This is a genomic window from Stutzerimonas kirkiae (genome assembly GCF_004327335.1).
GTDB lineage: Bacteria > Pseudomonadota > Gammaproteobacteria > Pseudomonadales > Pseudomonadaceae > Stutzerimonas > Stutzerimonas kirkiae.
In genome coordinates, this window is the sequence record NZ_QJUO01000012.1 from 1 (window position 1) to 26,298 (window position 26,298).

The window sequence follows — 26,298 nt, forward strand, 5'->3', positions numbered from 1 at the left end:
GGTCTGAGCGGTGCAACCAATCTTGCTGGACACCGCCTCGATGGCTGCCCACTGGGAGTCGTGCGACTCCCGGACTTCGTAGACCATTCGCACGGCACGCTCGCGGACTTCAGGGGAAAACTTCGGTAGCTTTGGCATAGTGGCTCCAGTTTCTCAAAAGGTGCAAAAGGTGGAGCCTCCGCGATACCCGGGGCGGTTCAGTCTGCGGGGAACACGTACTCTCGATGCCCGCTATAGGGTTTGATCGCCTCCAAAAGCGCTAATGCTTGATCAGTGAGCGGCACGATGTGCGTGCGGCGTTTCTTCATGCGTTCAGTTGGGATCGTCCATATTCGCTTTTCGACGTCGATGTCGACCCAGCGTACGGTGGCTGCTTCTGCTGGGCGGGTCATGGTGTTGAGCTGCCATTCGATAAGGCAGCGCGTGGTCCTTTTTATGCTGGCATTGGCAATTGCCACCATGAGCTCTTTCAGCTCATCGGGAGCAAGCGCTGCCATGTTCTTCTTTTTCGGTTTCTTGAAGACGGATCGAATACCGCTGAGCGGATTTGCGTGAATCAGTCCCGAGTTGACCCCGTAGGTCATGATCTCGTTAAGTCGCTGCGACAGCCGCTTAACGGTTTCAAGGCTACCTTTGGTTTCAAGTGGCCGAAGCAGGTTTATGACTTGTGGTGCGCTGATGGCTGAGATCGGCGTGGTGCCCAAGTCCGGGAAAACGTGCAGCGTTAGCGAACGCCAGATGTCCTCAGCATAAGCAGGCGTGACCGAGTCTTTTTTGAGCTCATACCAAGCCGTCGCGACGTTCTGAAAAGTATGTTCGGTTTCAGCCTTCTTGGCCTGTTTCAGAGTATCTCGTTGCTCTTTTGGATCGATGCCAGTAGCAAGCAGCTCCCTTGCCTCAATGGTCATTTTTCGCGCCTGAGCAAGAGACAGTTCAGGATATGCGCCAAGCCCCATGTTGATGCGCTTCTTGGTTACAGGATGGTAATAGTTGAAATTCCACAGCTTAGAGCCATTGATTCTTACTCGCATCTGAAGGCCGTCGCCATCAACCAGGACGTAGTCCTTCTCCATAGGCTTGGCAGCTTTGATCTTGAGTTCAGAAAGGCGAGTAGCTTGAGCGCACATTGGTATTCCATGGAGGGTTTTGGTATTCCAAAAATTAGCACCTGTAGGCTTGGAATACTATTTGGAATACCGAAAGACATAGATCGTGCTGGACGCTCACGGACACTGATGGCACTGAAAGCCCCGTTTTTCCTGGGTTTCAGGCACAAAAAAAGACGTCCGCGGACGTCTTTAGATGTTGTAATGGTGGAGCCGGGGGGATTTGAACCCCCGTCCGCCAGCTCTCCGCTATCGGTTCTACATGCGTAGCCAGTTCTATTGAGTTAACTCCGCGCCGCCCGAATGGCAGGGTGCTTGGAGCGAGCTGTATGAGTTTTAGCCGTTACGTCTACAGCGAACTTGGCGGCGATCCTGTTCTATCTGACGATCACTTCGGGTTTACAGGCATCCCCTGGTGATCGCTGGCGCCGAAGCGACCAGATGAAGGTTAGGCGGCTAGCGCGTACCCTTCGTAGTTGTCGTCGTTGGCAACTATAAGTTTGCAACAGTGGATTTACGAGTTCTGTTACCAACTCGGCATGCCCCTCAAGTTTTGTTACCGGCGTCGAATCCTAATCGGCCCCATAACTGTCATTGACAGGTGGGGCTAGTCTACGCCAAAGGCCGGGCAGCGTCGACCACTCTGTCCGGCCCCCTGCGCATGGCGTCTCAGTGGTCGGCGCCGTGGTGTTCCTGGCCGCAGCACTCGCCCCAGCCGCGTTTCTTCGAGGTGTGGCCGATGCCGGGGTTGAAGGTGTTGGTCGGGTCCAGGTCGCGGTAGAAGCCGGCCAGTGCCGGCTTGGCGATATACAGGTGGCCGACGTTGTGCTCCGCCGGGTACTCGGCGCGGCGCTGGTCCAGCAGTGCCCACATGCGGTGTTCCATGTCCAGCGGGTCGACGCCCTTGCGCACGATGTAGTCTTGATGGAAGACATGGCAGAAGAAGTGGCCGTAGTAGAGCTTGTGGATGATTTGTTCTTCCATCGCTTGTGGCAGTGTTTCCACCCAGTCGCGGTCGTTTCGGCGCAGGGCGATGTCCAGCGCTACGATGTCTTCCACGCTGTCGCGGTGGGCTTCGCGGTAGCGGATCGCCGCGCCAGCGATGGCGAAGCGGTGCAGGAATGCCTTGCGGCCTTCCTCGGCGTCGCATTCGAAGAAGGCACCGCTGGTGCTGCCGTTGAAGTATTCGCCGAGGAAGGCGCGGGTGGCTTCCAGGGTGTCGTTGGACACACGTACCAGCAGGTGGTGTTCGTAGCGGTCACGGTAGTCGCGCATGCGCTGCGGCAGGTGGCTGGGCAACAGGTTCATGGCGGCCTGGATCACCCGGTCGGTCACGCCGTGCAGGCCAAAGCGCTCGAAGAAGCCGTCGATGCGGCTTTTCAGGGCGAAGGCCGCCGGTACCTTGGCGGTGCCGAAGCAGTCGATCACCAGGAAGGTGTCCTTGCCGTACTTTTCGCCGATGTCGAAGGCGGTGCGATGGATGTACTCGCCGGCGATGGGCAGGCGCGGCAGGGCGGTCAACAGGTGCCGGCGTATTTCGGTCAGGTCGTGGGGATCGTTGCTGCCGATGTAGAGCACCGAGCTGGGTTCCTTGGGAAAGGTATCCAGGCGCACGGCGAACAGGCACAGCTTGCCGGCCGAGCCGGAAGCCTCGAACAGCCGCGAAGGGTCGGCGTTGAAGCGTGCAGGGGTGTCGGCATCGACTTCCCGGACATGCTCGGCGTAACTTGCATCCGAGGCCTTGCCGTGACTGTCGTTGCTGACCTGCTGCGGGCTGTAGTCGCCCTTCTGCAGGCGGGTGAGGATTTCTTCGGGGCTGTTGCCCAGGTCGATGCCCAGGTGGTTGACCAGTTCCAGCGAGCCGTCTTCTTTCACCTGTGCATACAGCGCCAGCTCCGTATAGGCAGGGCCGCGCCGTACCAGCGCGCCACCGGAGTTGTTGCAGATGCCGCCGAGCACCGAAGCGCCGATGCAGGAGGAGCCGATCACCGAATGCGGCTCTCGCCCCAGCGGTGCCAGGGCCTGCTCCAGGCGGTCGAGGGTGGCGCCGGGCAGGCAGACCACCTGCTCGCCGTCGTTGATCAATTGCACCCCGGCGATGCGCAGGGTGCTGATCAGCACGATCTCGCGGTCGTACTCGTTGCCGTCGGGGGTGGAGCCGCCGGTCAGTCCGGTGTTGGCGGCCTGCATGATGACGATGCGATCAGCCGCGACCGCTGCCTGCAGGACTTGCCATTGCTCCAGCAGCGTGCCGGGGCGTATCACGGCGAGTACGCAGCCCTCGCCGGTGCGATGGCCCTTGCGGAAGCGTCGGGTGGCTTGCTCGTCGGTGAGCACATGGGATGGCCCGACCAGGTCGCGCAGGGTTGCCAGCAAGGTGTCGCGACTTGTCTCGCTCATGGCTCAGAGCTCCCTGACCAGCGAGTCGGCGCTGATCTCACCGATGGACTTGGCGCCGGTCAGTACCATGGCCACGCGCATTTCTTTCTCGATCAGTTCCAGCAGATTGGTCACTCCTGCGCCACCGGCGGCGGCCAGTGCGTAGACGAAGGCGCGGCCGAGCATCACGCTGTCGGCGCCCAGGGCGATCATGCGTACCACGTCCAGGCCGTTGCGGATGCCGGAGTCGGCGAGGATCTTCAGTTCGCCCTTGACCGCATCGGCGATCGCTGGCAGGGCGCGGGCGCTGGACAGCACACCGTCGAGCTGGCGGCCGCCGTGGTTGGAGACGACGATGCCGTCGGCGCCGAACTTGACCGCGTCCTTGGCGTCCTGCGGGTCGAGGATGCCCTTGATCACCATCGGGCCGTCCCAGAACTCGCGGATCCACTCCAGGTCCTTCCAGGAAATCGACGGGTCGAAGTTGGCACCCAGCCAGCCGATGTAGTCGGCCAGGCCAGTCGGGTTGCCACGGTAGGTGGAGATGTTGCCCAGGTCGTGGGGCTTGCCCAGCAGGCCCACGTCCCAGGCCCAGGCCGGGTGGGTGACGGCCTGCAGGATACGCCGCAATGGTGCGTTGGGGCCGCTCATGCCCGAGTGGGCGTCACGGTAGCGGGCACCGGGAGTGGGCATGTCCACGGTGAACACCAGGGTGGTGACGCCAGCGGCCTTGGCGCGCTCCAGGGCGTTCTTCATGAAGCCGCGATCTTTCAATACGTACAGCTGGAACCACATCGGTCGGTTGATGGCCGGGGCGACTTCCTCGATCGGGCAGACCGAGACGGTGGACAGGGTGAAGGGGATGCCCTTGTCCGCCGCGGCCCTGGCGGCCTGCACCTCGCCACGGCGTGCGTACATGCCGGTCAGGCCGACCGGGGCCAGGGCCACCGGCATCGCCAGTTTCTCGCCGAACAGCTCGGTTTCCAGGCTCAGTTCGGACATATTCCTCAGTACGCGCTGGCGTAACGCGATGCTGGCCAGGTCCTCGACGTTGCGCTTGAGGGTGTACTCGGCGTAGGCGCCGCCGTCGATATAGTGGAAAAGGAAGGGCGGGAGCCTGCGCTGGGCTGCGGCGCGATAATCGGTGGAGGCGGAGATGATCATGTGGATTCCTGCCGTTTCGAGGAAAAAGCACCAGTGGGTGAATATAGAGAAACCACCTGGCGGTGGCTTCTCTTCCATAGATTAGACGCGGGGTGTCGCTCAGTGCACCAGCATGCCGGTCAGCCAGTAGGCCTGGGCCAGGGTGATCAGGCCGACGAAGGTGGCGAAGATCAGGCTGTGCTTGAGAGTGAAGCGGAACAGGTCCGATTCCTTGCCGACCATGCCGGTGGCGGCGCAGGCGACGGCGATGGACTGCGGCGAGATCATCTTGCCGGTGACGCCACCGCTGGTATTCGCGGCGACCAGCAGGGTGTCGTTGACGCCGATCTGGTGTGCGGTGGTCGCTTGCAGCGAACTGAACAGGGCATTGGAGGAGGTATCCGAGCCGGTCAGGAATACGCCGAGCCAGCCGAGGAACGGCGAGAAGAACGGGAAGGCCACGCCGGTACCGGCCAGTACCAGCGCCAGGGTGGTGGACATGCCCGAGTAGTTGGTGACGAAAGCGAAGGCCAGCACCATGCCGATGGACAGGATCGGCCAGCGCAGTTCATAGAGCGTTTCCTTCAATGTGGTCAGACCAGTTTTTACATCGACCCGCAGGATCAGCATCGACAGCAGTGCCGAGAAGAAGATCGCGGTGCCGGTGGCGGAGATCGGGTCGAGCTTGAATACCGCTGCGATCGGTGTCGGGCTGGCGACGATCGGCGCGACTTTCACCACCATCTGATCCAGGTAGGGGATGGCGATCAGGAATACCCAGCTTTCCAGGGCGCCGCCGGTTGCGAACAGCGCCTTGAACGGCTTGAGGGTCCAGACGGTGACCAGGGCGGTGAGGATCAGGAAGGGTGACCAGGCCTTGAGTATCTGCCCGAAGCTGTAGGGCGACGGCGGCAGGTTGGAGCGACCGAAGCCTCCCGTGCCAGCGACTGCGGCACCTCCGGATACACCTGCGATCCGTGTATCCCCGGCGCGCCTGGGTTGCCAGACTTTCAGGAACAGCGTCAGGCACACCAGGCTGACCAGTGCCGAGGTGATGTCCGGTAGTTCCGGGCCGATGTAGTTGGAGGTGTAGTACTGGGTGATGGCGAAGCTGACGCCAGCGACCAGTGCCGCAGGCCAGGTTTCGCGGATACCTTTCCAGCCATCCATCATGGCGACCAGCCAGAAGGGCACGATGACCGAGAGGATCGGCAACTGGCGACCGGTCATGGCACCGATGTCGAAGGCGTCGATCCCGGTGACCTGCCCGGCGACGATGATCGGGATGCCCAATGCGCCGAAAGCCACCGGCGCGGTGTTGGCGATCAGGCACAGGCCGGCGGCGTAGAGCGGGTTGAAGCCGAGGCCGACCAGCAGCGCGGCGGTGATCGCCACGGGCGCGCCGAAGCCGGCGGCGCCTTCGAGGAAGGCGCCGAAGGAGAAGCCGATCAGCAGTACCTGCAGGCGCTGGTCATCGGTGATGGACAGTACCGAGCTGCGAATGACTTCGAACTGCCCGCTCTTGACCGTCAGTTTATAGAGGAAGACCGCGGCGACGATGATCCAGGCGATCGGCCACAAGCCGTAGGCGAAGCCATAGCCGGCGGCGGCCAGGGCCATCTCCGTTGGCATGCCGAAGGCGGCGATGGCGATGACGATCGACAGGGCCAGGGTGATGGTGCCGGCGACGTGCCCCTTGAGGCGGAAGACGGCCAGGGCCAGGAAGAAGAAGACAATCGGGACTACGGCTGCCAGAGCGGACAGGCCAAGGCCGCCAAGCGGCGTGTAAAGCTGTTGCCATGTTTGCATGTCGAAAGCTCACTTAAGCATGTTGTTTTCGTTGTATTGGGGAGGGTAGCGATTGCATCCCGATTGCTTCCGCAATATTGGTATTACCAATTTACCTTGGTGCTGGCCCAGCATAAGATTCGGCTTGGGAATCAGTCAATTTGACTCACTACAACTTTCGTCTTAGGGCGTACTCGTTTCTTGTGGAAGCGGGGATGATTGGCGGGATGCCTTGCGCTGGTTGCGGGGCTGGCGCTGGCGGGATCTGCAAAGAGGGCTCGTGGAAGGCTGGCAAACGTGGAAGAAGATAATTTTCCGGTGCGGCCGGATGAACTGTGAACTGAGAGGAAAGGATGGCATTTGATCCGGTGCGACAGCGGCGCCTGTCGGACGATATCGTGCTGCGTCTGGAGTCGATGATTCTGGAAGGGACACTGGCTGTCGGGGAGCGTCTGCCGGCGGAGAGGGTCCTGGCCGAGCGCTTTGGTGTCTCCCGGCCATCCCTGCGCGAGGCGATCCAGAAGCTGGTCGCGCGGGGCCTGATCGTCAGCCGCCAGGGGGGGGGCAACTATGTCTGCGAGGGCCTCGGGGCAACCTTCAGCGACCCGCTGGTACAACTGCTGGAGAACAACGAGGCGGCGCAGCGGGATCTTCTGGAGTTGCGTCATACACTGGAAGGGGCATGCGCATTCTATGCGGCCCAGCGGGCGACCGCCCCTGACCACCAGCGGCTACTGGCGGCTTTCGAGGTGCTGCAGCACTGCTATGTGCGGCATGATGCCGTGAGCCGGGCCGAAGAGGGGGCAGCGGATGCGCGCTTTCACCTGGCCATTGCCGAGGCCAGCCACAATGTCGTGCTGATGCATACCATCCGCGGGCTGTTCGATCTGCTCAAGCGTAATGTGGTGACCAATATCGGAGGGATGTATGCCCTGCGAGACGAAACTCGCGACATGCTGATGAAGCAGCACCGCGAACTGTTGGATGCGATCCTGGAGCGGCGCGCCGATGATGCACGAGAGGTCGCCACCCGGCATATCGACTACGTCCAGGAAGTGCTGGCCGAAGGTCATCAGGAGCACCAGCGGATGGCGCGGGCACAGCGAAGACTTGGCGGGGAGGGCAGCTACAAACTGTAGCGGCTACGGGCTAAGGCGCTTGACAGGGCTTTCACTGGGCTTTGCACACTTATGAAGCTTGAAGCCCCTGTCAGTCGTCCTTGCCCTTGGAGCGGATGGCGCGCTGGATCTCGCGATCGGAGTCGCGCTCCTTCTCGGTGTGGCGTTTGTCGAATTCCTTCTTGCCTTTGCCCAGCGCGATCTCGCACTTGATCATGTGCTTTTTCCAGTACAGCGACAGGGCGACGCAGGTATAGCCCTTCTGCTGTACCGCCCCGAACAGCTTGCCCAGCTCGCGCTTGTTCAGCAGCAATTTGCGGCTGCGGGTCGGGTCGGCGATCACGTGGGTGCTGGCGGTGGTCAGCGGCGTGATATGGCTGCCGAGCAGCCAGGCTTCGCCGTCCTTGAGCAGCACATAGCTGTCGACCAGTTGTGCCTTGCCTGCGCGCAGGCTCTTCACTTCCCAGCCGGCCAGGACGAGGCCCGCCTCGAATTTCTGTTCGATGAAGTAGTCGTGTAGCGCTTTCTTGTTGAGCGCGATGGTCCCGGGGGACTGTTTCTTTTGCTTGGCCATAGCCGCCGATTATATGGCAGTCCGAGCCTTGCTGGCGATATGCAAGATGGTGCGGTGGTGCTCAACTTGAGGGGCGGGCGCTTATGTCTGACAATGTGCCATCAGGCTGCGGCTGAAATCCCTATTGCAGAAGGTTTGAATGACGACGCATATCCAACGCTCGGCGTTGCTGCCCTACTCGGCGCAGGCCTTGTTCGACATGGTCAATGATGTGGCCAGCTATCCCCAGTTCCTCCCCTGGTGCTCGGAGACCGAGGTGCTGTTCGCCGACGACACGCGAATGCAGGCCAGCATGACGGTGGCAAAAGCCGGTTTGAGCCAGAAGTTCATGACCCGTAACGAGTTGGAACCGGGCCGGCGTATCGAGATGCGTCTCGAGGAAGGGCCTTTCAGTCATCTGAACGGGGTGTGGGAGTTCAAGGCGCTGGGGGAAAAGGCCTGCAAGATCAGCCTCGACCTGACGTTCGAGTATGCCGGGCCGCTGGTGCGCGCGACCCTTGGCCCGCTTTTCAACCAGGCGGCGAATACCCTGGTCGATGCATTCTGCGAGCGTGCGAAAGCCCTGTATGGATGAACCCGGGATCGATGTCGAAGTCGTCTATGCCCTGGCTGACAGGCAGCGGCTCGTCAATATTCGCGTGCCTGTGGGTGCGAGCATGCGTGATGCCGTCATGCTCTGTGGGCTGGATGCCGATTTCCCGGAGCTTGACCTGCGCCATGCGCCATTGGGCATCTTCGGCAAGCGTGTCGCTGAGCCTGAGCGGCGCTCGCTCGACGAGGGGGACAGGGTGGAGATCTATCGCCCCCTGCTGGCCGACCCGAAGGAGGTGCGCAAGTTGAGGGCGGCCAGGGCGAAAGAACGCGCTGGCCACTCCTGAGTCAGGGGATATCGAGTGGTTCGGGCGTGGCCACCGGAGCCGCCCTGGCCGCATCGACTTCCCGCTGGATGTCGTCTTCCAGCGAACCTGGCGTCGGGCGAGTCTCGGTCGCCGGGGGCGCCGTGCTTTCGACTGGTGCCGCGCCGGCAGGCTGGTCGTCTCCCAGAATCGACTGGTCGCGGCTGACGCCAGGCATGAAATCACCCGCCAGGCCGATCAACTGATCGTTGTCGCTGAATTCCAGGCTGACGCGTTCCTGCTGCCGCTGGCTGCCGCCCACCTGGATGCTGTAGAGGTAATCCCAGCGATTGGGGTGGAAGGTATCGGTTATCATGGGGTTGCCCATGATAAACCTTACTTGCCTACGGGTCATTCCAGGGCGTAACTGGTCTATCATGTCCTGAGTGACGACATTGCCTTGCTGGATGTCGACCTTGTAAACCCCGGGAAATGAACAGCCGGCGAGTGCGAGTAGCCCTACGAAGGTGAGGCTGGTCAGCATGAGCTTGGTATTTTGCATCGGTGGGTGACTTCCACTATCTTGGCTGGGCAAACAACCGGATCATACCCGCATTGGAGGATGCTGCGAAACAGCAGCAGTGAGAAAGCCAACCATGGTAGAGAATAGCGAACTGCGTAAAGCTGGTTTAAAGGTGACCCTGCCTCGGGTCAAGATCTTGCAAATGCTCGACACTGCCGAGCAGCGCCACATGAGTGCCGAGGATGTCTACAAGGCTCTCATGGAGGCTGGTGAGGATGTCGGCCTGGCGACCGTCTATCGTGTGCTGACACAGTTCGAGGCCGCCGGCCTGGTCGTGCGGCACAATTTCGATGGCGGACATGCGGTATTCGAACTGGCCGACGGCGGGCATCACGATCATATGGTCTGTGTCGAGACGGGCGATGTCATCGAGTTTTTCGACCCGGAAATCGAGAAGCTGCAGAAGGATATCGTCAAGCGTCATGGCTATGAGCTGGTCGATCACAACCTTGTGTTGTACGTCCGCAAGAAGTTTTGACCGACCACTTCGAGAAAAAAGGCGAGCTGCGGCTCGCCTTTTTTCTGTGCGATGAAAGGCTAGTCGATCCCGGGGCGCCGTTGTCGATGAATCCGGCTCCGCTCCATATGTATTCCTGCGCTTGCCTCTCGTGGCGATGTAGAGGCTCCGCCCGCAGGCCGCCAGGGCTGGCGGTCGCCTTCCGGGGTGTCGGCATGTAACGTCAAAAATCTCACCTGGACGTTTTTGTCAGGTATGGTTCCTGAACTGGTTTGGTTCATGGGAGGAGAATGGATGTCCTATGTAACGGCTTGTCTCGATACTTCACCGTTTCTTCCAGCGGTCTGCGATTACGTGGCCTGGTCATGCAGCAAGCTGGCTGCGCCATTGATGCTGTTGCATGTGGTCGATAGTCCACGTTACCCGGGTTCCGTTTCCCTGAGCGGCACCGCCGGTCTTGGGGGGCGTGAGCATTTTCTGGACGAGTTGGTGCGACTGGATGCACAGAGGAGTCGTGTTGCCCGCGAACAGGGGCAGATCCTTCTCGAGTCGGCGGCGACCTGGCTGCGAAAGGCCGGCGCACCGGAGGCTCAACTGCGCCTGTGCGAGGGCAGCTTGCCCCATGTGGTCAAGGAGCAGGCTGCGGGTACCCGCCTGCTGGTGATCGGACGCCAGGGCGAGGACTCATCGGAAGAGGACTATGTGGGCAGCCAGCTGGAGAGCGTTATCCGGGTCTGTGACAGGCCGATTCTGGTCGTGCCCGAGAATTTCTCCGAGCCGGAGTCGGTATTACTGGCTTACGATGGCAGCGATACCGCGCGCAAGGCGCTGGAGTGGTTGCTGGAGGGCGCCTTGTGCCAGGGCATGCGACTGCATGTCCTGTTGGTGGGTAACGATAGCGAAGTTACACGACTGCATCTCGATTGGGCCCGGGAGCGTATCGCCCAGGCCGGTTTGCAGGCGAATGTCTCGGCTCGCGACGGACTGGCCGAGCATGTGCTGCAGGCGTATATCGACGAGCACGATATCGACCTGCTGGTGATGGGGGCCTATGGCCATTCGCGGATACGCCGCTTTCTGGTCGGCAGTACCACGACCAATATGCTGCACCGTACCAGCCTGCCACTGCTGTTGGTGCGCTGATGAGGCAGTGGTAAGCGGCAAGCCATAAAGGGGGCTTGACAGGGTTTTCCGGTCGCCTCTCAGACTGATTAAGCTTGCAGCTTGCAGCTTGCAGCTTGCAGCTTGCAGCTTGCAGCTTGCAGCTTGCAGCCATCAGAGCCAGTGCGGATAGCGCTCCAGTGATCCCAGCAGTTCGCCGCTGGGAATGGGTTTGTCGAACAGGTAGCCCTGGCCGATGTCGCAGTTGTGGTGGCGCAGGAAGTTGAGTTGGGCGATAGTTTCTACGCCCTCGGCGACGACTTTGAGCTTGAGGTTGCGCGCCATGGCGATCACGGCCGAGGTGATCTCCATATCGTTCTGGTTGTCGGGGATGTCCTTGATGAAGCTGCGATCGATCTTGATCACGTCGATGGGGAATTTCTTCAGGTAGCTCAGGGATGAGTAGCCGGTGCCGAAGTCGTCCATGGCCAGGGTCACACCGAGCGCCTTGAGCCCCTGGAGCTGCTTGCGGGTTTCTTCGGTGGCTTCCAGCAGCAGGCTTTCGGTCAGTTCCAGCTCCAGCAGTTCGGCAGGCAGCCCTTCTTCCAGAAGGATGTTCTTCATGGCGTCGACCAGCTCCGGGTCGGAGAACTGCTTGGGCGACAGGTTGATGGCGATCTGCGGGGTGCCGCGCCCCAGGGCCGCCAGTTTTACACCCATGCGACAGGCTTCGCGCGCCACCCACTTGCCGATGGGGATGATCAGGCCGGTTTCTTCGGCGACTGTGATGAACTGGTCCGGGCGGATCATGCCCTTTTCCGGGTGCCGCCAGCGCAGCAGTGCTTCCAGGCCCTGCAACTTGCCGGTGCGCAGGCACAGCTTGGGCTGATAGAAGACCTCCAGTTCGTCCTGTACCAGTGCCCGGCGCAGGTTGTTCTCGACGAACAGCTTGTAGTTGGTTTCGGCATGCAGGGCATCGGTGAATACCTGCACCTGATTCTTGCCGTTGGCCTTGGCCTTGTGCAGCGCCTGACCGGCGTGTTTCATCAGCGTTGCCGGGTCCTTGCCGTGCTGCGGGCTGCAGGCCAGCCCCAGCGAAGCACTGATGCTGATCAGTTGCTTGTCGACGAACAGCGGCTTGTCGATGATGCCGAGTACCTGGTCGGCCATGACCTGCCCATCGGTCGGGCTCATGCCATCGAACAGCAGGGCGAATTCATTGCTGGCGAAGCGCGAGAGCAGGGCTTCGCGGCTGATGCCGTTGCGCAGGCGCTGTGCCAGGCTGATCAGCAGCTTGTCGCCGGTGTGGTGGCCCAGGCTGTCGTTGATGCGCTTGAAGTTGTCGATGTCCACTAGCAGCAGGCATTGCTGGGTATCCGGGTCCTGCGTGAAGCGCTTGCCGATTTCGCGAATGAAACAGGGGCGATTGCCCAGGCCGGTCAGGTTGTCCGTATAGGCCAGGCGCTCGATATGTTCCTGGGCCAGCTTGGCCTGGGTGATGTCTTCGTAGATGCCGATGTAGTGGGTCAGCTCGCCGTCTTCGTCGAAGATCTTGGAGATCGAGAGCTGGCCCCAGTACGGATCGAGATTCTTGCGGCGGCTGCGGAACTCGCCTTGCCAACTGTTGCTGTCGGCCATTACCGAGGAGGTGTCGAACAGCAAGGTGCTGAGGTTTTCCATGGCCGTCAGTTCGGTCAGGTGGTGGCCCTGCACTTCTTCGCTGGAGAACTCGGTGATGGTGGTGAAGCTGGGGTTGACGTATTCCACCACGCCATTGCGGTCCACCAGGATGAAGGCGCTGGCGCTCTGTTCGATGGCGCGCTGGAACAGGTGCAGGGTGTGGGTGAGGCTCAGGCGTTGCTGATTGGCGATGACCTGGGCGTACTGGTCCGCCAGTTCGCCGGCGAACGCGATCTCGTCCGGGTGCCAGTTGCGTGGTTCGCCCTTGTGTTCGAGGCAGAGTACACCGACGACATCGCCACCGATGCGGATGCTGGCATCGAGTATCGAGCGCACACCGAAGGGCTGGAAAAAGGTATCGAACAGCTCCCGTGTGCGCGGGTCTTCCTGAACGTCCCGCGCGTCTATTGCGCGATCGCTGTGCAGGGCCTGCAGGTAGGCGGGGAAACCACTTATATCGAATTCCGGCGGGTACTGGCTGCTTTGCGGGTCGGTGATGTAGCTGGCGATCGGGACCAGCTTGGTACCGTCCAGTTGCCAGATCGCGGCGCGGCTGAGGCCATAGGCCTCGCAGGCGGCCTGGGTTATCAACTGGGCCGCTTCCTGGTGCGGGTTGGTGGCTTTGTAGCGTTGCCTGGCCAGTTTGACGATCAGGTTCTGCTGGGCGCGGGAGCGCAGCAGGTGTTCGGACTGATTGGCATCTTGCGCTTCCAGTCTCTCTGTCTGGCAGGTTTCCCGGGGCTCCACCAGCAGGTAGCCGCTGAGCAGTTCCTTGCCGAAGCGTTGCAGCGTCTCGCCGGTCTCGATCAGTTGCAACTGGCCTAGTGGTGTATTCAGGCGATAGCGCACCGAGTAGTGGCCGACCTGGCCCAGTTGCTGCTGGATACTGTCATGCAGCGCTTGCTGGCGCAGCGGTTCCATCAGCCTGGCGTAGGGGGTGTCGATCAGGGCGCAGAGCTCGTTGGCGGCGATGCCCAACTGCTGCTCGCAATTGGGGTCGAGGTACAACAGGGGCCAGCCTGTCTCGTTCAGCCGCTCGAAGTGCAGCATGCCGAGCCGCGATGGCTCGGGTGATGGAGCTACAACCTCGGTCGCCAGTCGGCTGGCGGCATCGGGATGTCTTTTCATCGAATGGCTGCTTCACAGTGGACTGGTTGGAATATTTGCAGAGTGCTTCGCAGGGTTTCTGCAAATGTCCGCGATTTTCTAGGCAAGGTTGCACCAAGCTCTATCGTGCTGACAAGGGAGCTTTCCAACTTATTGTTAATGAAAAACTTTTTCTTGTATGAGCGAATGCTCCGGCCAGGGATTCCGGAGGTTCTGAAAGGTATCACCCCGCCGGGTGGCGGGGTGAGTATGCGGGCTTAGAGCAGCAGTGTGCGGATATCCGCCAGCAATTCGGAGAGTCGCCGTGTGAAGCGTGCCGCCGCCGCGCCGTTGATCACACGGTGATCGTAGGACAGGGACAGGGGCAACATCAACCTCGGCTGGAAGGATTGACCGTCCCATACCGGCTGCAGGGTGGCCTTGGACACGCCGAGGATCGCCACTTCCGGGGCGTTGACTATCGGCGTGAAGCCGGTGCCGCCAATATGCCCGAGGCTGGAGATGGTGAAGCAGGCGCCCTGCATGGCATCCGGCGAGAGTTTCTTGTTACGCGCTTTGTCCGCCAGTGCGGCCGCTTCGCCCGCCAGTTGCAGCAGGCTCTTCTGGTCGACATCACGGATGACCGGTACCAGCAGGCCGTCCGGGGTGTCCACGGCGAAGCCGATGTGCACGTATTTCTTGCGGATCAGCGCCTGCCCGCTGGGTGCCAGCGAACTGTTGAAGTCCGGCAGTTCCCTGAGCAGATGGGCACAGGCCTTGAGCAGCAGTGGCAGTACGGTCAGCTTGACGCCGGCCTTCTCGGCGATCGCCTTCTGGGCGACGCGGAAGGCTTCCAGTTCGGTGATGTCGGCCGATTCGAACTGGGTCACGTGGGGTACGTTGAGCCAGCTGCGATGCAGGTTGGCGGCGCCGACCTGCATCAGACGGGTCATCGCCACCTCTTCCACTTCGCCGAACTTGCTGAAGTCGATTGCCGGGATCGGCGGAATACCCGCGCCGCCCGTGGTTGCCGCAGTGCCTGCCTTGCCCTGTTGCAGCACGCTCTTGACGTAGTTCTGCACGTCCTCCTTGAGCACGCGGCCTTTCGGGCCGGTGCCGCTGACGGCGGACAGTTCCACGCCGAACTCGCGTGCCAGCAGGCGCACCGCCGGGCCGGCATGCACCTTGGTGCCGTCGCGGCTGGGGGCGCCGACCGGCTTGGCGCTTGCCTCGGCCTTCTCCGGCTGCGGCGCTGCCGGGGCGGTTGCGGCGGGCTTGGCGTCGTTGTTCGGTGCGGGCTTGGCCGGTGCCGCGCCCTTGACCTTGAGGGTCAGGATCAGGTCGCCGGTACCGACTTCGTCATCCAGCTTGATGCTCAGGCTTTCCACTTCGCCGGCGGCCGGCGAGGGGATTTCCATGCTGGCCTTGTCCGATTCCAGGGTGATCAGCGATTGCTCGGCCGCGACCTGGTCGCCGGCCTTGACGAACACCTCGATGACCCGGGCCTTGCCTGCCGAGCCGATATCCGGCACGCGGATTTCCTGGCTACTGGCTTCGCCCTGGTCGGCGCCTTGCGAGGCTTCGTCCTGGCTGGCCTCGGTCTGCGCGGACTCCGGCTTGGCTTCTGCTTGCGCCGCCGGCTCTTGCGCCGGGGCTTCGCTGGTGCTTGGCGCGTCTTCGGCTTCCAACTCCAGCAAGTCGTCGCCCTCTTTCAGGCGATCGCCCAGCTTGACCTTCAGGCTCTTGACCACCCCGGCCTTGGGCGCCGGGATTTCCATGCTGGCCTTGTCCGACTCCAGGGTCAGCAGGCTCTGCTCGGCTTCGATACGGTCGCCGACCTTGACGAACAGTTCGATGACCTCGCCTTCGCCGCTGCCGATGTCGGGTACGCGAATCAATTCACTCATGGCTTCGCTCCTCAGCAGTCCAGCGGGTTGGGTTTGGCGGTGTCGATGCCGAACTTGGCGATGGCATCGGCGACCACCTGGGCTTCCAGCTCGCCTTCGGCGACCAGGGCTTCCAGGGCGGCGATGACCACCCAGTTGCGATCCACTTCGAAGTGGTGGCGCAACTGCTTGCGGCTGTCGCTGCGGCCGAAGCCGTCGGTACCGAGTACCTTGTAGGCCTTGCCGTCGGGAATCCACTGACGGATCTGGTCGGCGAACAGTTTCATGTAGTCGCTGGAGGCGACCACCGGACCCTTGCGGCCGGCCAGGCTCTGCTCGACATAGGTACGGCGCGGCGCTTCGGTCGGGTGCAGGCGGTTGTGGCGCTCGATATCCAGGCCTTCGCGGCGCAGCTCGTTGAAGCTGGTGACGCTCCAGACATCGGCGCCGATGCCGTATTCCTCGCGCAGGATCTTCGCCGCCTCGCGCACTTCGCGCAGGATGGTGCCGGAACCGAGCAGTTGTACATGGCGGCCCTTGTCGGCTGTGTCCTCTTCCAGCAGGTACATGCCCTTGATGATGCCTTCCTTGACGCCTTCGCCCTGGGGCAGCGCCGGTTGCTGGTAGGCTTCGTTCATCACGGTGATGTAGTAGAAGACGCTCTGCTGTTCTTCCGTCATCTGGCGGATGCCTTCACGGATGATCACCGCCAGCTCGTAGCCGTAGGTCGGGTCGTAGGTGCGGCAGTTGGGGATGGTCGAGGCGAGGATGTGGCTGTGGCCGTCCTCGTGCTGCAGGCCTTCGCCGTTCAGCGTGGTACGACCGGCGGTACCGCCGATCAGGAAGCCGTGCGCACGGATGTCGCCAGCCGCCCAGGCCAGGTCGCCGATGCGCTGGAAGCCGAACATCGAGTAGAACACGTAGAACGGCAGCATCGGCTGGTTGTGGTTGCTGTAGGCGGTGCCCGCGGCGATCCAGCTCGACATGGCGCCGGCTTCGTTGATGCCCTCTTCGAGGATCTGGCCCTTCTTGTCCTCGCGGTAGAACATCACCTGGTCCTTGTCCACCGGCTCGTAGAGCTGGCCGACCGAGGAGTAGATGCCCAGTTGGCGGAACATGCCTTCCATGCCGAAGGTGCGCGCCTCGTCGGGGATGATCGGTACGATGCGCGAGCCGAGGTCCTTGTCCTTGACCAGTTGCGCGAGGATGCGCACGAAGGCCATGGTGGTGGATATTTCACGCTCGCCCGAGCCGTCGAGGATGGCCTTGAGGGTTTCCAGCGGCGGGGTCGGGATGCTGAAGCTCTTCTGCCGGCGTTGCGGCACGAAGCCACCCAGCGCCTCGCGTTTCTTCAGCAGGTACTTGGCTTCCGGGCTGTCCGGCTCGGGCTTGTAGAACGGCAGGTTTTCCAGGTCTTCGTCGCGGACCGGGATGCTGAAGTTGTCGCGGAATTTCTTCAGGCTCTCGACATCGACTTTCTTGGTGTTGTGGGCGGTGTTGGCCGCTTCGCCGGCACCGGTGCCGTAGCCCTTGATGGTCTTGGCCAGGATGACGGTGGGCTGGCCCTTGTGGTGGACCGCCTGGTGGTAGGCCGCATAGACCTTGTAGGGGTCGTGGCCGCCACGGTTGAGCTTCCAGACTTCCGCGTCGGACAGGTCTTCGACCATCTTCAGCAGTTCCGGGCGGGCGCCGAAGAAATGCTTGCGCACGAAGGCGCCGTCCTTCGCCTTGTAGTTCTGGTAGTCGCCGTCGACCACTTCGTCCATGCGCGCTTGCAGCAGGCCGGCTTCGTCCTTGGCGAACAGCGGGTCCCACAGGCGGCCCCAGATGACCTTGTTGACGTTCCAGTTGGCGCCACGGAACACGCCTTCCAGTTCCTGGATGATCTTGCCGTTGCCGCGCACCGGGCCGTCGAGGCGCTGCAGGTTGCAGTTGATGACGAAGATCAGGTTGTCCAGCTTCTCGCGGCCGGCCAGGGAGATGGCGCCGAGGGATTCCGGCTCGTCGCATTCGCCGTCGCCGAGGAAGCACCAGACCTTCTGCTTGCCGGCGGGAATGAAGCCACGGTCTTCCAGGTACTTCATGAAGCGCGCCTGGTAGATCGCCTGGATCGGGCCGAGGCCCATGGAGACAGTCGGGAATTGCCAGAAGTCCGGCATCAGCCAGGGGTGCGGGTAGGACGACAGGCCGTTGCCGTCGACTTCGCGGCGGAAGTTGTTCAGTTGTTCTTCGCTGATGCGCCCTTCGAGGAAGGCGCGGGCGTAGACGCCGGGGGAGGCATGGCCCTGGAAGTAGATCAGGTCGCCGCCGTGTTCTTCGGTCGGGGCCTGGAAGAAATAGTTGAAGCCGATGTCGTAGAGCGTCGCGCTGGAGGCGAATGTGGAAATATGCCCACCCAGGTCAGGGTCCGCCATGTTGGTGCGCATTACCATGGCCAGCGCGTTCCAGCGGACCAGGGAGCGGATGCGGCGCTCCATGAACAGGTCGCCGGGCATGCGCGCTTCATGGGTGACGGGGATGGTGTTGCGGTACGGCGTGGTGATCGCATAAGGCAGTTGTGTGCCACTGCGGGTAGCCAACTCACCCAGGCGGGTCATCAGATAGTTGGCTCTGTCCTGCCCTTCGTTCTCCAGTACGGATTCGAGGGCGTCCAGCCATTCCTGGGTTTCGATTGGATCGAGATCTTGCATGGCTTGCTCCATGGCGGAAAGGCTTCCAGAATCGGTCGCCTGCTGCACGATCGGCTTTGTGAGCCGATGCGGTATATGTTCTTGGATTATGGGCCGGGGGTAAGAACCGGGCTGTGTAGTTTTACTACAAAAGCCGGAAATGATCAGCCCCCCGCCACTAACTTTAGTAGTGAAGCCCCCGCGCCGACTCCCGTGCGCGGCCCTTGGTCAAGGGGGTCACTGCCCGGATTATCGCGACAAGGATACCTATGAGTCTGCCAGCGCTGGTCAGTTTGCCTGTTTCACTCGAACCTTTTGTCCAGCGTGCGGCGGATGCGTTCCTTGCCGCGGGCGGCGACTGGACGAACTGGCCCGATGCGCGCCGCGATGCCTTTGCGCGCGTCTGTGCGGCCAGCGATTTCGTCGCCGAACAGGTCGGACGGGACGCACAGTTGCTGTCGCGGCTGGCGGACGAGGGTTTGCTGGAGCGCACCCTGGCGGCGGGCGAACTGCGGGCGCAACTGGCCGAGCGCCTGGCGGACTGTACGGACGAGAACGACCTTGCGGTGCTGCTGCGACGTTACCGCAACCGCCAGCAGGTGCGCATCATCTGGCGCGACCTGACCCGCCAGGCGGACCTCGCGGAGACGTGCCGCGACCTGTCCGATATGGCCGATGCCTGTATCGACCTGGCCTACCAATGGTTGTATCAGCGCCAGTGCCAGCAGTATGGCACGCCGATCGGCTACCGCTCCGGCAGGCCGCAGCACCTGGTGATCCTCGGCATGGGCAAGCTGGGCGCCCATGAACTCAACTTGTCCTCGGACATCGACCTGATCTTCGGCTACCCGGAGAGTGGCGAGACCGAGGGCGCCAAGCGCTCGCTGGACAACCAGGAGTTCTTCGTGCGCCTGGGGCAGAAGCTGATCAAGGCGCTGGATGCGATCACCGTCGACGGTTTCGTGTTCCGCGTCGATATGCGGCTGCGCCCTTATGGTTCATCCGGCCCGCTGGTGTACAGCTTCAATGCGCTGGAGCTTTATTACCAGGACCAGGGGCGCGACTGGGAACGCTACGCGATGATCAAGGCGCGGGTGGTCGGCGGCGACCAACTGGCCGGCAAGGAGCTGCTGGAACTGCTGCGACCTTTCGTCTACCGGCGCTACCTGGACTTTTCCGCCATCGAAGCGCTGCGCAGCATGAAGCAACTGATCCAGCAGGAGGTGCGGCGCAAGGGCATGGCGGCCAATATCAAGCTGGGCGCCGGTGGCATCCGCGAGGTGGAGTTCATCGCCCAGGCCTTCCAGTTGATCCATGGCGGGCGCGACCTCAGCCTGCAGCAGCGGCCGTTGCTCAAGGTGCTGGCGACACTGGAGGGGCAGGGCTACATGCCGGCCCCGGCGGTTGCCGAGTTGCGTGACGGCTATGAGTTCCTGCGTTACGTCGAGCATGGCCTGCAGGCCATCGCCGATCGCCAGACGCAGATGCTGCCGGACAACGAAGCCGACTGCGTGCGCCTGGCCTTCATGCTCGGCTTCGAGGACTGGACGGCCTTCCATGAGCGCCTGCTGTACTGGCGTGGGCGGGTCGACTGGCACTTCCGCCAGGTGATCGCCGACCCGGACGAGGACGAGAATGGCGACGACGAACTGCTCGGCGCGGGGGAGTGGTCGCCGCTGTGGGAGGAGTCCGGGGACGAGGAGTCCGCCAGCCGGCAGTTGCAGCAGGCCGGCTTCGCCGACGGCCTGGCGGCCTGGCGGCGGCTGGCCGACCTGCGCAAGGCCAGCCAGGTGCGCAGCATGCAGCGTATCGGCCGCGAGCGGCTGGATGCCTTTATCCCACGCCTGCTGGCGCAGGTGGTCGAGCAGCAAGACCCCGACCTGGTGCTGGAGCGCGTGCTGCCGCTGGTAGAGGCGGTGGCGCGGCGTTCCGCCTACCTGCTGCTGCTGACGGAAAATCCCCGTGCCCTGCAGCGCCTGCTGGAACTGTGCGCCGCCAGCCCGTGGATCGCCGAGCAGATCGCCCGCTACCCACTGCTGCTCGACGAGTTGTTGAATGCCGGCCGTCTGTATACGCCGCCGCAGGCGCCGGAACTGGCCGCCGAACTGCGCGAGCGGCTGGCGCGCATTCCCGAGGACGACCTGGAGCAACAGATGGAGGCGCTGCGTCACTTCAAACTGGCGCACCGGCTGCGCGGCGCCGCTTCCGAGATCGTCGGCAGCCTGCCGCTGATGAAAGTCAGCGACTACCTGACCTGGCTGGCCGAGGCGATCCTCGAGCAGGTGCTGGCGTTGGCCTGGCATCACACCGTGGCGCGTCACGGGCGGCCGAAGCGGGTCGATGGCTCGTTGTGCGATCCGGCCTTCATCATCGTCGGTTATGGCAAGGTCGGTGGCATCGAACTGGGGCACGGCTCCGACCTCGACCTGGTATTCCTCCACGATGGCGACCCGAATGCCGAGACCGACGGGCTCAAGCCCATCGACGGCGCGCAGTTCTTTACCCGGCTGGGGCAGCGCATCATCCATATGCTGACCACCCAGACCACTTCCGGGCAGCTCTACGAAGTGGACATGCGCCTGCGCCCGTCCGGTGCCTCGGGGCTGCTGGTCTGCTCGCTGGCGGCCTTCGAGCGCTACCAGGGTACCGAGGCCTGGACCTGGGAGCACCAGGCGCTGGTGCGGGCGCGGGTGCTGGTCGGTTGCCCGCGGGTGGCGGCGGCCTTCGAGCGCGTTCGCGGCCAGGTGCTCGGGCGCGAGCGCGACCTGGCGGTGCTGCGCCAGGAGGTCAGCGAGATGCGCGCGAAGATGCGCGACAACCTCGGCACCCGCAGCAGCCATGCCGGCACGGGCGAGAATGCCTTCGATCCATCCGTGCCATTCAACCTCAAGCAGGATGCCGGAGGTATCGTGGATATCGAATTTATGGTGCAATACGCGGCCTTGGCGTGGTCGCACCAGCATCCCGAGCTGCTGCGCTACACCGATAACATCCGCATTCTCGATGGGTTGGAGCAGGCCGGGCTGATGACTGGCGATGAGGTGCGTCTGCTGCAGGATGCCTACAAGGCCTACCGTGCGGCGGCGCACCGGCAATCACTGCAGAAACTGCCCGGCGTGGTGAGTGGGGAACAATTCCATGACGAACGCCAGGCGGTGATGCGCCTGTGGCGTCACCTGGGGCTCGACTGATGAGCGGTCGCGGCCCGCGTCTGGACCCAACCTGACAACTATCGAATTCCTGACGAATTCCTGAGGAGCTGGCAACAATGTCGATGGCCGATCGTGATGGCGTGATCTGGTATGACGGCGAACTGGTGCAGTGGCGCGATGCGACTACCCATGTGCTGACCCACACCCTGCACTATGGCATGGGCGTGTTCGAAGGCGTGCGCGCCTACCAGACGCCGGCCGGTACCGCCGTGTTCCGTCTGCAGGCGCATACCGACCGCCTGTTCGACTCCGCCCATATCATGGGTATGAAGATCCCCTACAGCAAGGAAGAGATCAACGAGGCGACCCGCGCCGCGGTGCGCGAGAACGGCCTGGACAGCGCCTATATCCGCCCGATGGCGTTCTACGGCTCCGAAGGCATGGGTATCCGCGCCGACAGCCTGAAGGTGCACGTGATCGTCGCCGCCTGGCACTGGGGCGCCTACATGGGCGACGAAGCGCTGCAGAATGGTATCAAGGTGCGCACCAGCTCCTTCACCCGCCACCACGTCAATATCGCCATGACCCGCGCCAAGGCCAACGGCAACTACATCAACTCGATGCTGGCGTTGCAGGAAGCGGTGTCCGGCGGTGCCGACGAAGCCATGCTGCTGGACCCGGAAGGCTACGTCGCCGAGGGTTCTGGCGAGAACATCTTCCTGGTCAAGAATGGCGTGGTCTACACCCCGGAAGTGACCTCCTGCCTGAACGGCATCACCCGTGCCACCGTGCTGGCCCTGGCGAAAGAGCTGGGCATCGAGGTGGTCGAGAAGCGCATCACCCGCGACGAGGTGTACATCGCCGACGAAGCCTTCTTCACCGGCACCGCCGCCGAGGTCACGCCGATCCGTGAAGTCGATGGCCGTCAGATCGGCATCGGCCACCGCGGCCCGGTCACCGAGAAACTGCAGAAAGCCTATTTCGACCTGGTCACCGGCAAGACCGATGCCCATGGCGAATGGCGCACGCTCGTTCGCTGAAGGCTAGAGGCTGAAGGCTGGACGAGGAGCCTTCTTCGTTCGGCCTCCAGCCTCCAGCGCCTTTGATCGGCTTTTTATGAATGTTCTTATCGTAGGTCCCAGTTGGGTAGGCGACATGGTGATGGCGCAGACGCTGTTCGTCTGCCTGAAACAGCGCCACCCCGACTGTGCGATCGACGTGCTGGCGCCCGAGTGGAGCCGGCCGATCCTCGAGCGCATGCCCGAGGTGCGGCAGGCGTTGAGCTTTCCGCTCGGCCATGGCGTGCTCGATATCGCCACCCGGCGCAAGGTTGGCCGGGGGCTGCGTGGCCAGTACGACCAGGCGATCCTGCTGCCCAATTCGCTGAAGTCGGCGCTGGTGCCGTTCTTCGCGCGTATTCCGTTGCGCACCGGCTGGAAGGGCGAAATGCGCTACGGCCTGCTCAACGACCTGCGCAAGCTGGACAAGCAGCGCTACCCGCTGATGATCGAGCGTTTCATGGCGCTGGCCTTCGAGGCCGGCGCCGAGTTGCCGAAGCCTTACCCGAGCCCGCGATTGCGCATCGGGCCGGCCAGCCGCGAGGCGGCGCTGGCGCGTTTCGGCCTGAGCCTGGATCGTCCGGTGCTGGCGCTGTGCCCAGGGGCCGAATTCGGTGAGTCCAAGCGTTGGCCCGCCGAACACTTCGCCGCGGTGGCCGAGGGGAAAATCCGTGAAGGCTGGCAGGTCTGGCTGTTCGGCTCGAAGAACGACCATCCGGTCGGCGAAGCGATTCGTGAGCGGCTGATTCCCGGGTTGCGCGAGGAAGCGCTCAACCTGGCCGGCGAAACCTCCCTGGCCGAAGCCATCGACCTGCTGTCTTGCGCGGCTTCGGTGGTGTCCAACGATTCCGGGCTGATGCACGTCGCCGCCGCGCTACAGCGACCGCTGGTGGCGGTCTACGGTTCGACTTCACCGGCGTTCACACCGCCCCTGGCGGAACAGGTGGAAGTGGTGCGCCTGGGGCTGGAATGCAGCCCCTGCTTCGACCGCACCTGCCGTTTCGGCCATAACAACTGCATGCGCGAGCTGAAGCCGCAGGCGGTGGCACAGGCGCTGGAGCGCCTCGGGCCGCAAACGGTCGAGGGCTGAGCATGCGTGTACTGCTGGTCAAGACCTCCTCCCTGGGGGATGTCATCCATACCTTGCCGGCGCTGACCGACGCCCAGCGCGCCATCCCCGGTATCCGTTTCGACTGGGTGGTGGAAGAAGGCTTCGCCGAGATTCCCGCCTGGCATCCGGCAGTCGGGCAGGTGATCCCGGTGGCGATCCGCCGTTGGCGCAAGCACCCCTTCAGGGCCTGGCGCAACGGTGAATGGCGCGCCTTCAAGGCGCGCCTGCGAGAGCAGCGCTACGACCTGGTGATCGATGCCCAGGGCCTGCTCAAGAGTGCCTGGCTGACCCGCTACGTGCAGGCCCCGGTGGCCGGGCTGGACGCCGCTTCGGCACGCGAGCCGCTGGCGGCGCGCTTCTATGACCGTCGCTACCAGGTATCCCGCGAGCAGCATGCACTGGAGCGCGTGCGCCAGTTGTTCGCCCAGGCCCTCGGTTATGCGTTGCCGGCGACCCAGGCCGACTACGGGCTGGACCGTGGGCGCCTGGAGATCCCCGCTGGCGAGCCTTATCTGTTGTTCCTGCACGGTACGACCTGGGCCAGCAAGCACTGGCCGGAAGCCGACTGGCGCGCCCTGGCCGAGCGCATGGCGCAGCAGGGCTGGGCGGTCCGTCTGCCCTGGGGCAACGAGATGGAGAAAGCCCGCGCCGAGCGCATCGCTGCCGGCCTGGCGCGGGTCGAAGTACTGCCGAAGCTGAACCTGGCCGGGGTGGCCGGCGCGATCGCCGGGGCGCGCGCCTGTGTCGCGGTGGATACCGGCCTCGGGCACCTGGCGGCGGCGCTGGATGTCCCGTGCGTTTCCCTCTACGGCCCGACCCTGCCGGGGCGGGTCGGTGCCTATGGGCGCTCGCAGGTGCACCTGTGCGCCAGCGGGCCGAGCGCGGGCAGTGGCGACCGCCACAAGCCCTGCTTCGACGGGCTTGGGGCGGAGCGGGTCGCAACGGCGTTGCAGGCATTGCTGGCCGATGAGGTGGGGCGATGAAGAGGGATGTACTGTCGGTCCATTGTGAGCACCGGACTTCCCCCTCTCCCCTCGCGGGAGAGGGCCGGGGAGAGGGGGCTGCCGCCAGGCAGTCCGGTACGTTACCTGCGCCGCAGCGCCCCGGCGGGCGCCACCCCTCTTCCCCAACCCTTCTCCCGCAAGGGGAGAAGGGCGCCGTACTGTGTCGCCCCCGAGCCATTTCGAGAAAGGCAGCCCCATGACCCTGGCTTTCGTCCTCTACAAATACTTCCCCTTCGGCGGGCTGCAACGCGATTTCCTGCGTATCGCCCTGGAATGCCAGGCGCGTGGGCATGGCATCCGGGTCTATACGCCGATCTGGGAAGGCGAAGTGCCTGCCGGCTTCGATGTGCGGGTAGCGCCGATCAAGGCACTGTTCAACCACTGGCGCAACGAGAAGTTCAGCGCCTGGCTGCAGGCCGACCTGGCGCGGGACCCGGTGGACCGGGTGATCGGCTTCAACAAGATGCCAGGCCTGGATGTCTATTACGCCGCGGATGGCTGCTTCGAGGAAAAGGCGCAGACCCTGCGTAACCCGATTTACAAGCGCTGGGGACGTTACAAGCATTTTGCCGATTACGAGCGGGCCGTTTTCGCGGCTGATTCCCGGACGGAGATCCTGATGATCTCCGAGGTGCAACAGCCGTTGTTCGTCAAGCATTACGGTACGCCATTGGAACGCTTCCACCTGCTGCCGCCAGGGATTGCACCGGACCGTCGTGCACCGGCCAACGCCGCCGAGATTCGCCGTGAGTTCCGTCGAGAGTTCGAGCTGGGCGATGACGATCTGCTGCTGGTGCAGATCGGCTCCGGTTTCAAGACCAAGGGTCTGGACCGCAGCCTGAAAGCCCTGGCTGCATTGCCCCCTGAGCTGAAGAAACGTACCCGGCTGATCGCCATCGGTCAGGATGATCCCCGCGCCTTTCTGTTGCAGACCAAGGCCCTTGGCCTGTCCGATCGGGTGAGCATTCTCAAGGGCCGCAGCGATATTCCACGTTTCCTGCTCGGTGCCGACCTGCTGATCCATCCGGCCTACAATGAAAACACCGGCACAGTGTTGCTGGAGGCGCTGGTATCCGGGCTGCCGGTGCTGGTTACCGAGGTCTGTGGCTACGCCCACTATATCGAGGATGCCGATGCCGGGCGGGTGCTGCACGGGCCGTTCGCGCAGGCGGGGCTCGATGCGTTGCTGGCCGGAATGCTCGCCGACGAGACGGCGCGGGCGCGCTGGAGTGCCAATGGCCTGGCCTTCGCCGGGCGGGCCGACCTTTATTCCATGCCGCAGCGGGCGGCCGATGTGATCCTGGCGGCGCGCTCATGAGGTGGCAGATGGCTGTTCTGTGCCGTTATTCCCCCCTCTCCCCCGACCCCTCTCCCGCGAGGGGAGAGGGGAGTCGTGCCGTCCGGGAAGATGCAGTCTGGCGCAGTAGCCCTTCTCCCCTGGCGGGCTACCGTACGCACACATTTCTCCGGCTTGAGCCGTTCCCCTTCTCTCCTCGCGGGATAGGGCCGGGGAGAGGGGGCAAGGCAGACGGCGCTGCTGGAGGGCTGTGTCGGCTATCCTGCATTT

The 26,298-nt window shown here is 63.1% G+C and carries 18 protein-coding genes, 1 other RNA gene and 2 pseudogenes; 10 read left to right on the forward strand and 11 right to left on the reverse strand.

The genetic code is table 11. The features are described from left to right. The 6 genes and pseudogenes from DNJ95_RS19455 to DNJ95_RS08495 all read right to left on the reverse strand — a co-directional run. Positions 1–138: pseudogene (locus DNJ95_RS19455) on the reverse strand (IS3 family transposase); the annotation flags it as partial. Between the two features lie 62 nt (positions 139–200). After that, positions 201–1,127: pseudogene (locus DNJ95_RS08475) on the reverse strand (phage integrase central domain-containing protein); the annotation flags it as partial. Between the two features lie 184 nt (positions 1,128–1,311). Continuing rightward, positions 1,312–1,690, reverse strand: a transfer-messenger RNA (tmRNA) gene (ssrA, locus tag DNJ95_RS08480). Positions 1,691–1,775: 85 nt separating this feature from the next. Continuing rightward, positions 1,776–3,506, reverse strand: a complete 1,731-nt coding sequence (gene dld, locus DNJ95_RS08485; protein ID WP_131184288.1) for a D-lactate dehydrogenase — start codon at positions 3,504–3,506, stop codon at positions 1,776–1,778. A gap of 3 nt (positions 3,507–3,509) precedes the next feature. Next, positions 3,510–4,649 carry an FMN-dependent L-lactate dehydrogenase LldD gene (gene lldD, locus DNJ95_RS08490; protein ID WP_131184289.1) on the reverse strand — a complete coding sequence of 380 codons (1,140 nt, stop codon included), beginning with the start codon at positions 4,647–4,649 and terminating at the stop codon, positions 3,510–3,512. A 99-nt stretch (positions 4,650–4,748) separates the two neighbouring features. Next, on the reverse strand, positions 4,749–6,437 hold the full coding sequence (locus DNJ95_RS08495) for a lactate permease LctP family transporter (protein WP_131184290.1): 1,689 nt from the start codon (positions 6,435–6,437) through the stop codon (positions 4,749–4,751). 332 nt (positions 6,438–6,769) lie between these two features. On the opposite strand from DNJ95_RS08495, the gene DNJ95_RS08500 reads away from it, so the two are divergent. Continuing rightward, positions 6,770–7,555: an FCD domain-containing protein gene (locus DNJ95_RS08500; protein ID WP_131184291.1), complete on the forward strand. Its 786-nt coding sequence runs from the start codon at positions 6,770–6,772 to the stop codon at positions 7,553–7,555. Positions 7,556–7,625: 70 nt separating this feature from the next. Here the strand turns inward: DNJ95_RS08500 and smpB are convergent, their stop codons facing one another. Then, the gene (smpB, locus tag DNJ95_RS08505; RefSeq protein WP_131184292.1) at positions 7,626–8,108 is read right to left on the reverse strand and encodes an SsrA-binding protein SmpB; all 483 of its coding nucleotides are present in this window, start codon (positions 8,106–8,108) and stop codon (positions 7,626–7,628) included. Between the two features lie 139 nt (positions 8,109–8,247). On the opposite strand from smpB, the gene DNJ95_RS08510 reads away from it, so the two are divergent. Together DNJ95_RS08510 and DNJ95_RS08515 are read left to right on the forward strand one after the other, a co-directional pair. Then, positions 8,248–8,682, forward strand: a complete 435-nt coding sequence (locus tag DNJ95_RS08510) for a type II toxin-antitoxin system RatA family toxin (RefSeq protein ID WP_131184293.1) — start codon at positions 8,248–8,250, stop codon at positions 8,680–8,682. Continuing rightward, positions 8,675–8,986 (forward strand): RnfH family protein, encoded by a 312-nt coding sequence (locus DNJ95_RS08515; protein WP_131184294.1) that lies wholly within the window; start codon positions 8,675–8,677, stop codon positions 8,984–8,986. Before DNJ95_RS08510 ends, DNJ95_RS08515 begins: the two co-directional genes overlap by 8 nt. Before the next feature lies 1 nt (position 8,987). Here DNJ95_RS08515 and DNJ95_RS08520 read toward each other — a convergent pair whose 3' ends face one another. Next, positions 8,988–9,506, reverse strand: coding sequence for an outer membrane protein assembly factor BamE (locus DNJ95_RS08520; protein WP_131184295.1), 519 nt, complete (start codon positions 9,504–9,506; stop codon positions 8,988–8,990). A gap of 94 nt (positions 9,507–9,600) precedes the next feature. Here DNJ95_RS08520 and fur point away from each other — a divergent pair, with 94 nt between their 5' ends. Both fur and DNJ95_RS08530 read left to right on the forward strand, forming a co-directional pair. Then, entirely contained in the window at positions 9,601–10,005 is a 405-nt protein-coding gene (gene fur / locus DNJ95_RS08525) for a ferric iron uptake transcriptional regulator (RefSeq protein WP_131184296.1), read from the forward strand. Between the two features lie 273 nt (positions 10,006–10,278). Next, positions 10,279–11,127, forward strand: a complete 849-nt coding sequence (locus DNJ95_RS08530; RefSeq protein WP_131184297.1) for a universal stress protein — start codon at positions 10,279–10,281, stop codon at positions 11,125–11,127. Between the two features lie 132 nt (positions 11,128–11,259). Here the strand turns inward: DNJ95_RS08530 and DNJ95_RS08535 are convergent, their stop codons facing one another. The 3 genes from DNJ95_RS08535 to aceE form a co-directional block, all read right to left on the reverse strand. Further along, on the reverse strand, positions 11,260–13,893 hold the full coding sequence (locus tag DNJ95_RS08535; RefSeq protein WP_131184298.1) for a putative bifunctional diguanylate cyclase/phosphodiesterase: 2,634 nt from the start codon (positions 13,891–13,893) through the stop codon (positions 11,260–11,262). A 236-nt stretch (positions 13,894–14,129) separates the two neighbouring features. Next, complete coding sequence (aceF, locus tag DNJ95_RS08540; RefSeq protein ID WP_131184299.1) at positions 14,130–15,758, reverse strand: dihydrolipoyllysine-residue acetyltransferase; 1,629 nt, start codon at positions 15,756–15,758, stop codon at positions 14,130–14,132. A gap of 11 nt (positions 15,759–15,769) precedes the next feature. Continuing rightward, positions 15,770–18,427, reverse strand: a complete 2,658-nt coding sequence (aceE, locus tag DNJ95_RS08545; RefSeq protein ID WP_131184300.1) for a pyruvate dehydrogenase (acetyl-transferring), homodimeric type — start codon at positions 18,425–18,427, stop codon at positions 15,770–15,772. A gap of 248 nt (positions 18,428–18,675) precedes the next feature. On the opposite strand from aceE, the gene glnE reads away from it, so the two are divergent. From glnE to DNJ95_RS08570, 5 genes are all read left to right on the forward strand, one after another. Beyond that, positions 18,676–21,597 (forward strand): bifunctional [glutamate--ammonia ligase]-adenylyl-L-tyrosine phosphorylase/[glutamate--ammonia-ligase] adenylyltransferase, encoded by a 2,922-nt coding sequence (gene glnE, locus DNJ95_RS08550; protein ID WP_131184301.1) that lies wholly within the window; start codon positions 18,676–18,678, stop codon positions 21,595–21,597. 77 nt (positions 21,598–21,674) lie between these two features. Next, positions 21,675–22,598, forward strand: a complete 924-nt coding sequence (locus DNJ95_RS08555) for a branched-chain amino acid transaminase (RefSeq protein ID WP_131184302.1) — start codon at positions 21,675–21,677, stop codon at positions 22,596–22,598. Positions 22,599–22,674: 76 nt separating this feature from the next. Then, positions 22,675–23,706, forward strand: coding sequence for a lipopolysaccharide heptosyltransferase II (gene waaF, locus DNJ95_RS08560; RefSeq protein WP_131184303.1), 1,032 nt, complete (start codon positions 22,675–22,677; stop codon positions 23,704–23,706). Positions 23,707–23,708: 2 nt separating this feature from the next. Then, positions 23,709–24,710, forward strand: coding sequence for a lipopolysaccharide heptosyltransferase I (gene waaC, locus DNJ95_RS08565; protein WP_131184304.1), 1,002 nt, complete (start codon positions 23,709–23,711; stop codon positions 24,708–24,710). A 217-nt stretch (positions 24,711–24,927) separates the two neighbouring features. Continuing rightward, entirely contained in the window at positions 24,928–26,049 is a 1,122-nt protein-coding gene (locus tag DNJ95_RS08570) for a glycosyltransferase family 4 protein (RefSeq protein ID WP_131184305.1), read from the forward strand. Positions 26,050–26,298 lie beyond the last annotated feature (249 nt).

Bases quoted from the DNA above. Each gene is read 5' to 3' on its own strand.
- dld (WP_131184288.1), bottom strand. From the start codon at position 3,506: ATGAGCGAGACAAGTCGCGACACCTTGCTGGCAACCCTGCGCGACCTG.
- lldD (WP_131184289.1), bottom strand. From the start codon at position 4,649: ATGATCATCTCCGCCTCCACCGATTATCGCGCCGCAGCCCAGCGCAGG.
- DNJ95_RS08495 (WP_131184290.1), bottom strand. From the start codon at position 6,437: ATGCAAACATGGCAACAGCTTTACACGCCGCTTGGCGGCCTTGGCCTG.
- DNJ95_RS08500 (WP_131184291.1), top strand. From the start codon at position 6,770: ATGGCATTTGATCCGGTGCGACAGCGGCGCCTGTCGGACGATATCGTG.
- smpB (WP_131184292.1), bottom strand. From the start codon at position 8,108: ATGGCCAAGCAAAAGAAACAGTCCCCCGGGACCATCGCGCTCAACAAG.
- DNJ95_RS08510 (WP_131184293.1), top strand. From the start codon at position 8,248: ATGACGACGCATATCCAACGCTCGGCGTTGCTGCCCTACTCGGCGCAG.
- DNJ95_RS08515 (WP_131184294.1), top strand. From the start codon at position 8,675: ATGGATGAACCCGGGATCGATGTCGAAGTCGTCTATGCCCTGGCTGAC.
- DNJ95_RS08520 (WP_131184295.1), bottom strand. From the start codon at position 9,506: ATGCAAAATACCAAGCTCATGCTGACCAGCCTCACCTTCGTAGGGCTA.
- fur (WP_131184296.1), top strand. From the start codon at position 9,601: ATGGTAGAGAATAGCGAACTGCGTAAAGCTGGTTTAAAGGTGACCCTG.
- DNJ95_RS08530 (WP_131184297.1), top strand. From the start codon at position 10,279: ATGTCCTATGTAACGGCTTGTCTCGATACTTCACCGTTTCTTCCAGCG.
- DNJ95_RS08535 (WP_131184298.1), bottom strand. From the start codon at position 13,893: ATGAAAAGACATCCCGATGCCGCCAGCCGACTGGCGACCGAGGTTGTA.
- aceF (WP_131184299.1), bottom strand. From the start codon at position 15,758: ATGAGTGAATTGATTCGCGTACCCGACATCGGCAGCGGCGAAGGCGAG.
- aceE (WP_131184300.1), bottom strand. From the start codon at position 18,427: ATGCAAGATCTCGATCCAATCGAAACCCAGGAATGGCTGGACGCCCTC.
- glnE (WP_131184301.1), top strand. From the start codon at position 18,676: ATGAGTCTGCCAGCGCTGGTCAGTTTGCCTGTTTCACTCGAACCTTTT.
- DNJ95_RS08555 (WP_131184302.1), top strand. From the start codon at position 21,675: ATGTCGATGGCCGATCGTGATGGCGTGATCTGGTATGACGGCGAACTG.
- waaF (WP_131184303.1), top strand. From the start codon at position 22,675: ATGAATGTTCTTATCGTAGGTCCCAGTTGGGTAGGCGACATGGTGATG.
- waaC (WP_131184304.1), top strand. From the start codon at position 23,709: ATGCGTGTACTGCTGGTCAAGACCTCCTCCCTGGGGGATGTCATCCAT.
- DNJ95_RS08570 (WP_131184305.1), top strand. From the start codon at position 24,928: ATGACCCTGGCTTTCGTCCTCTACAAATACTTCCCCTTCGGCGGGCTG.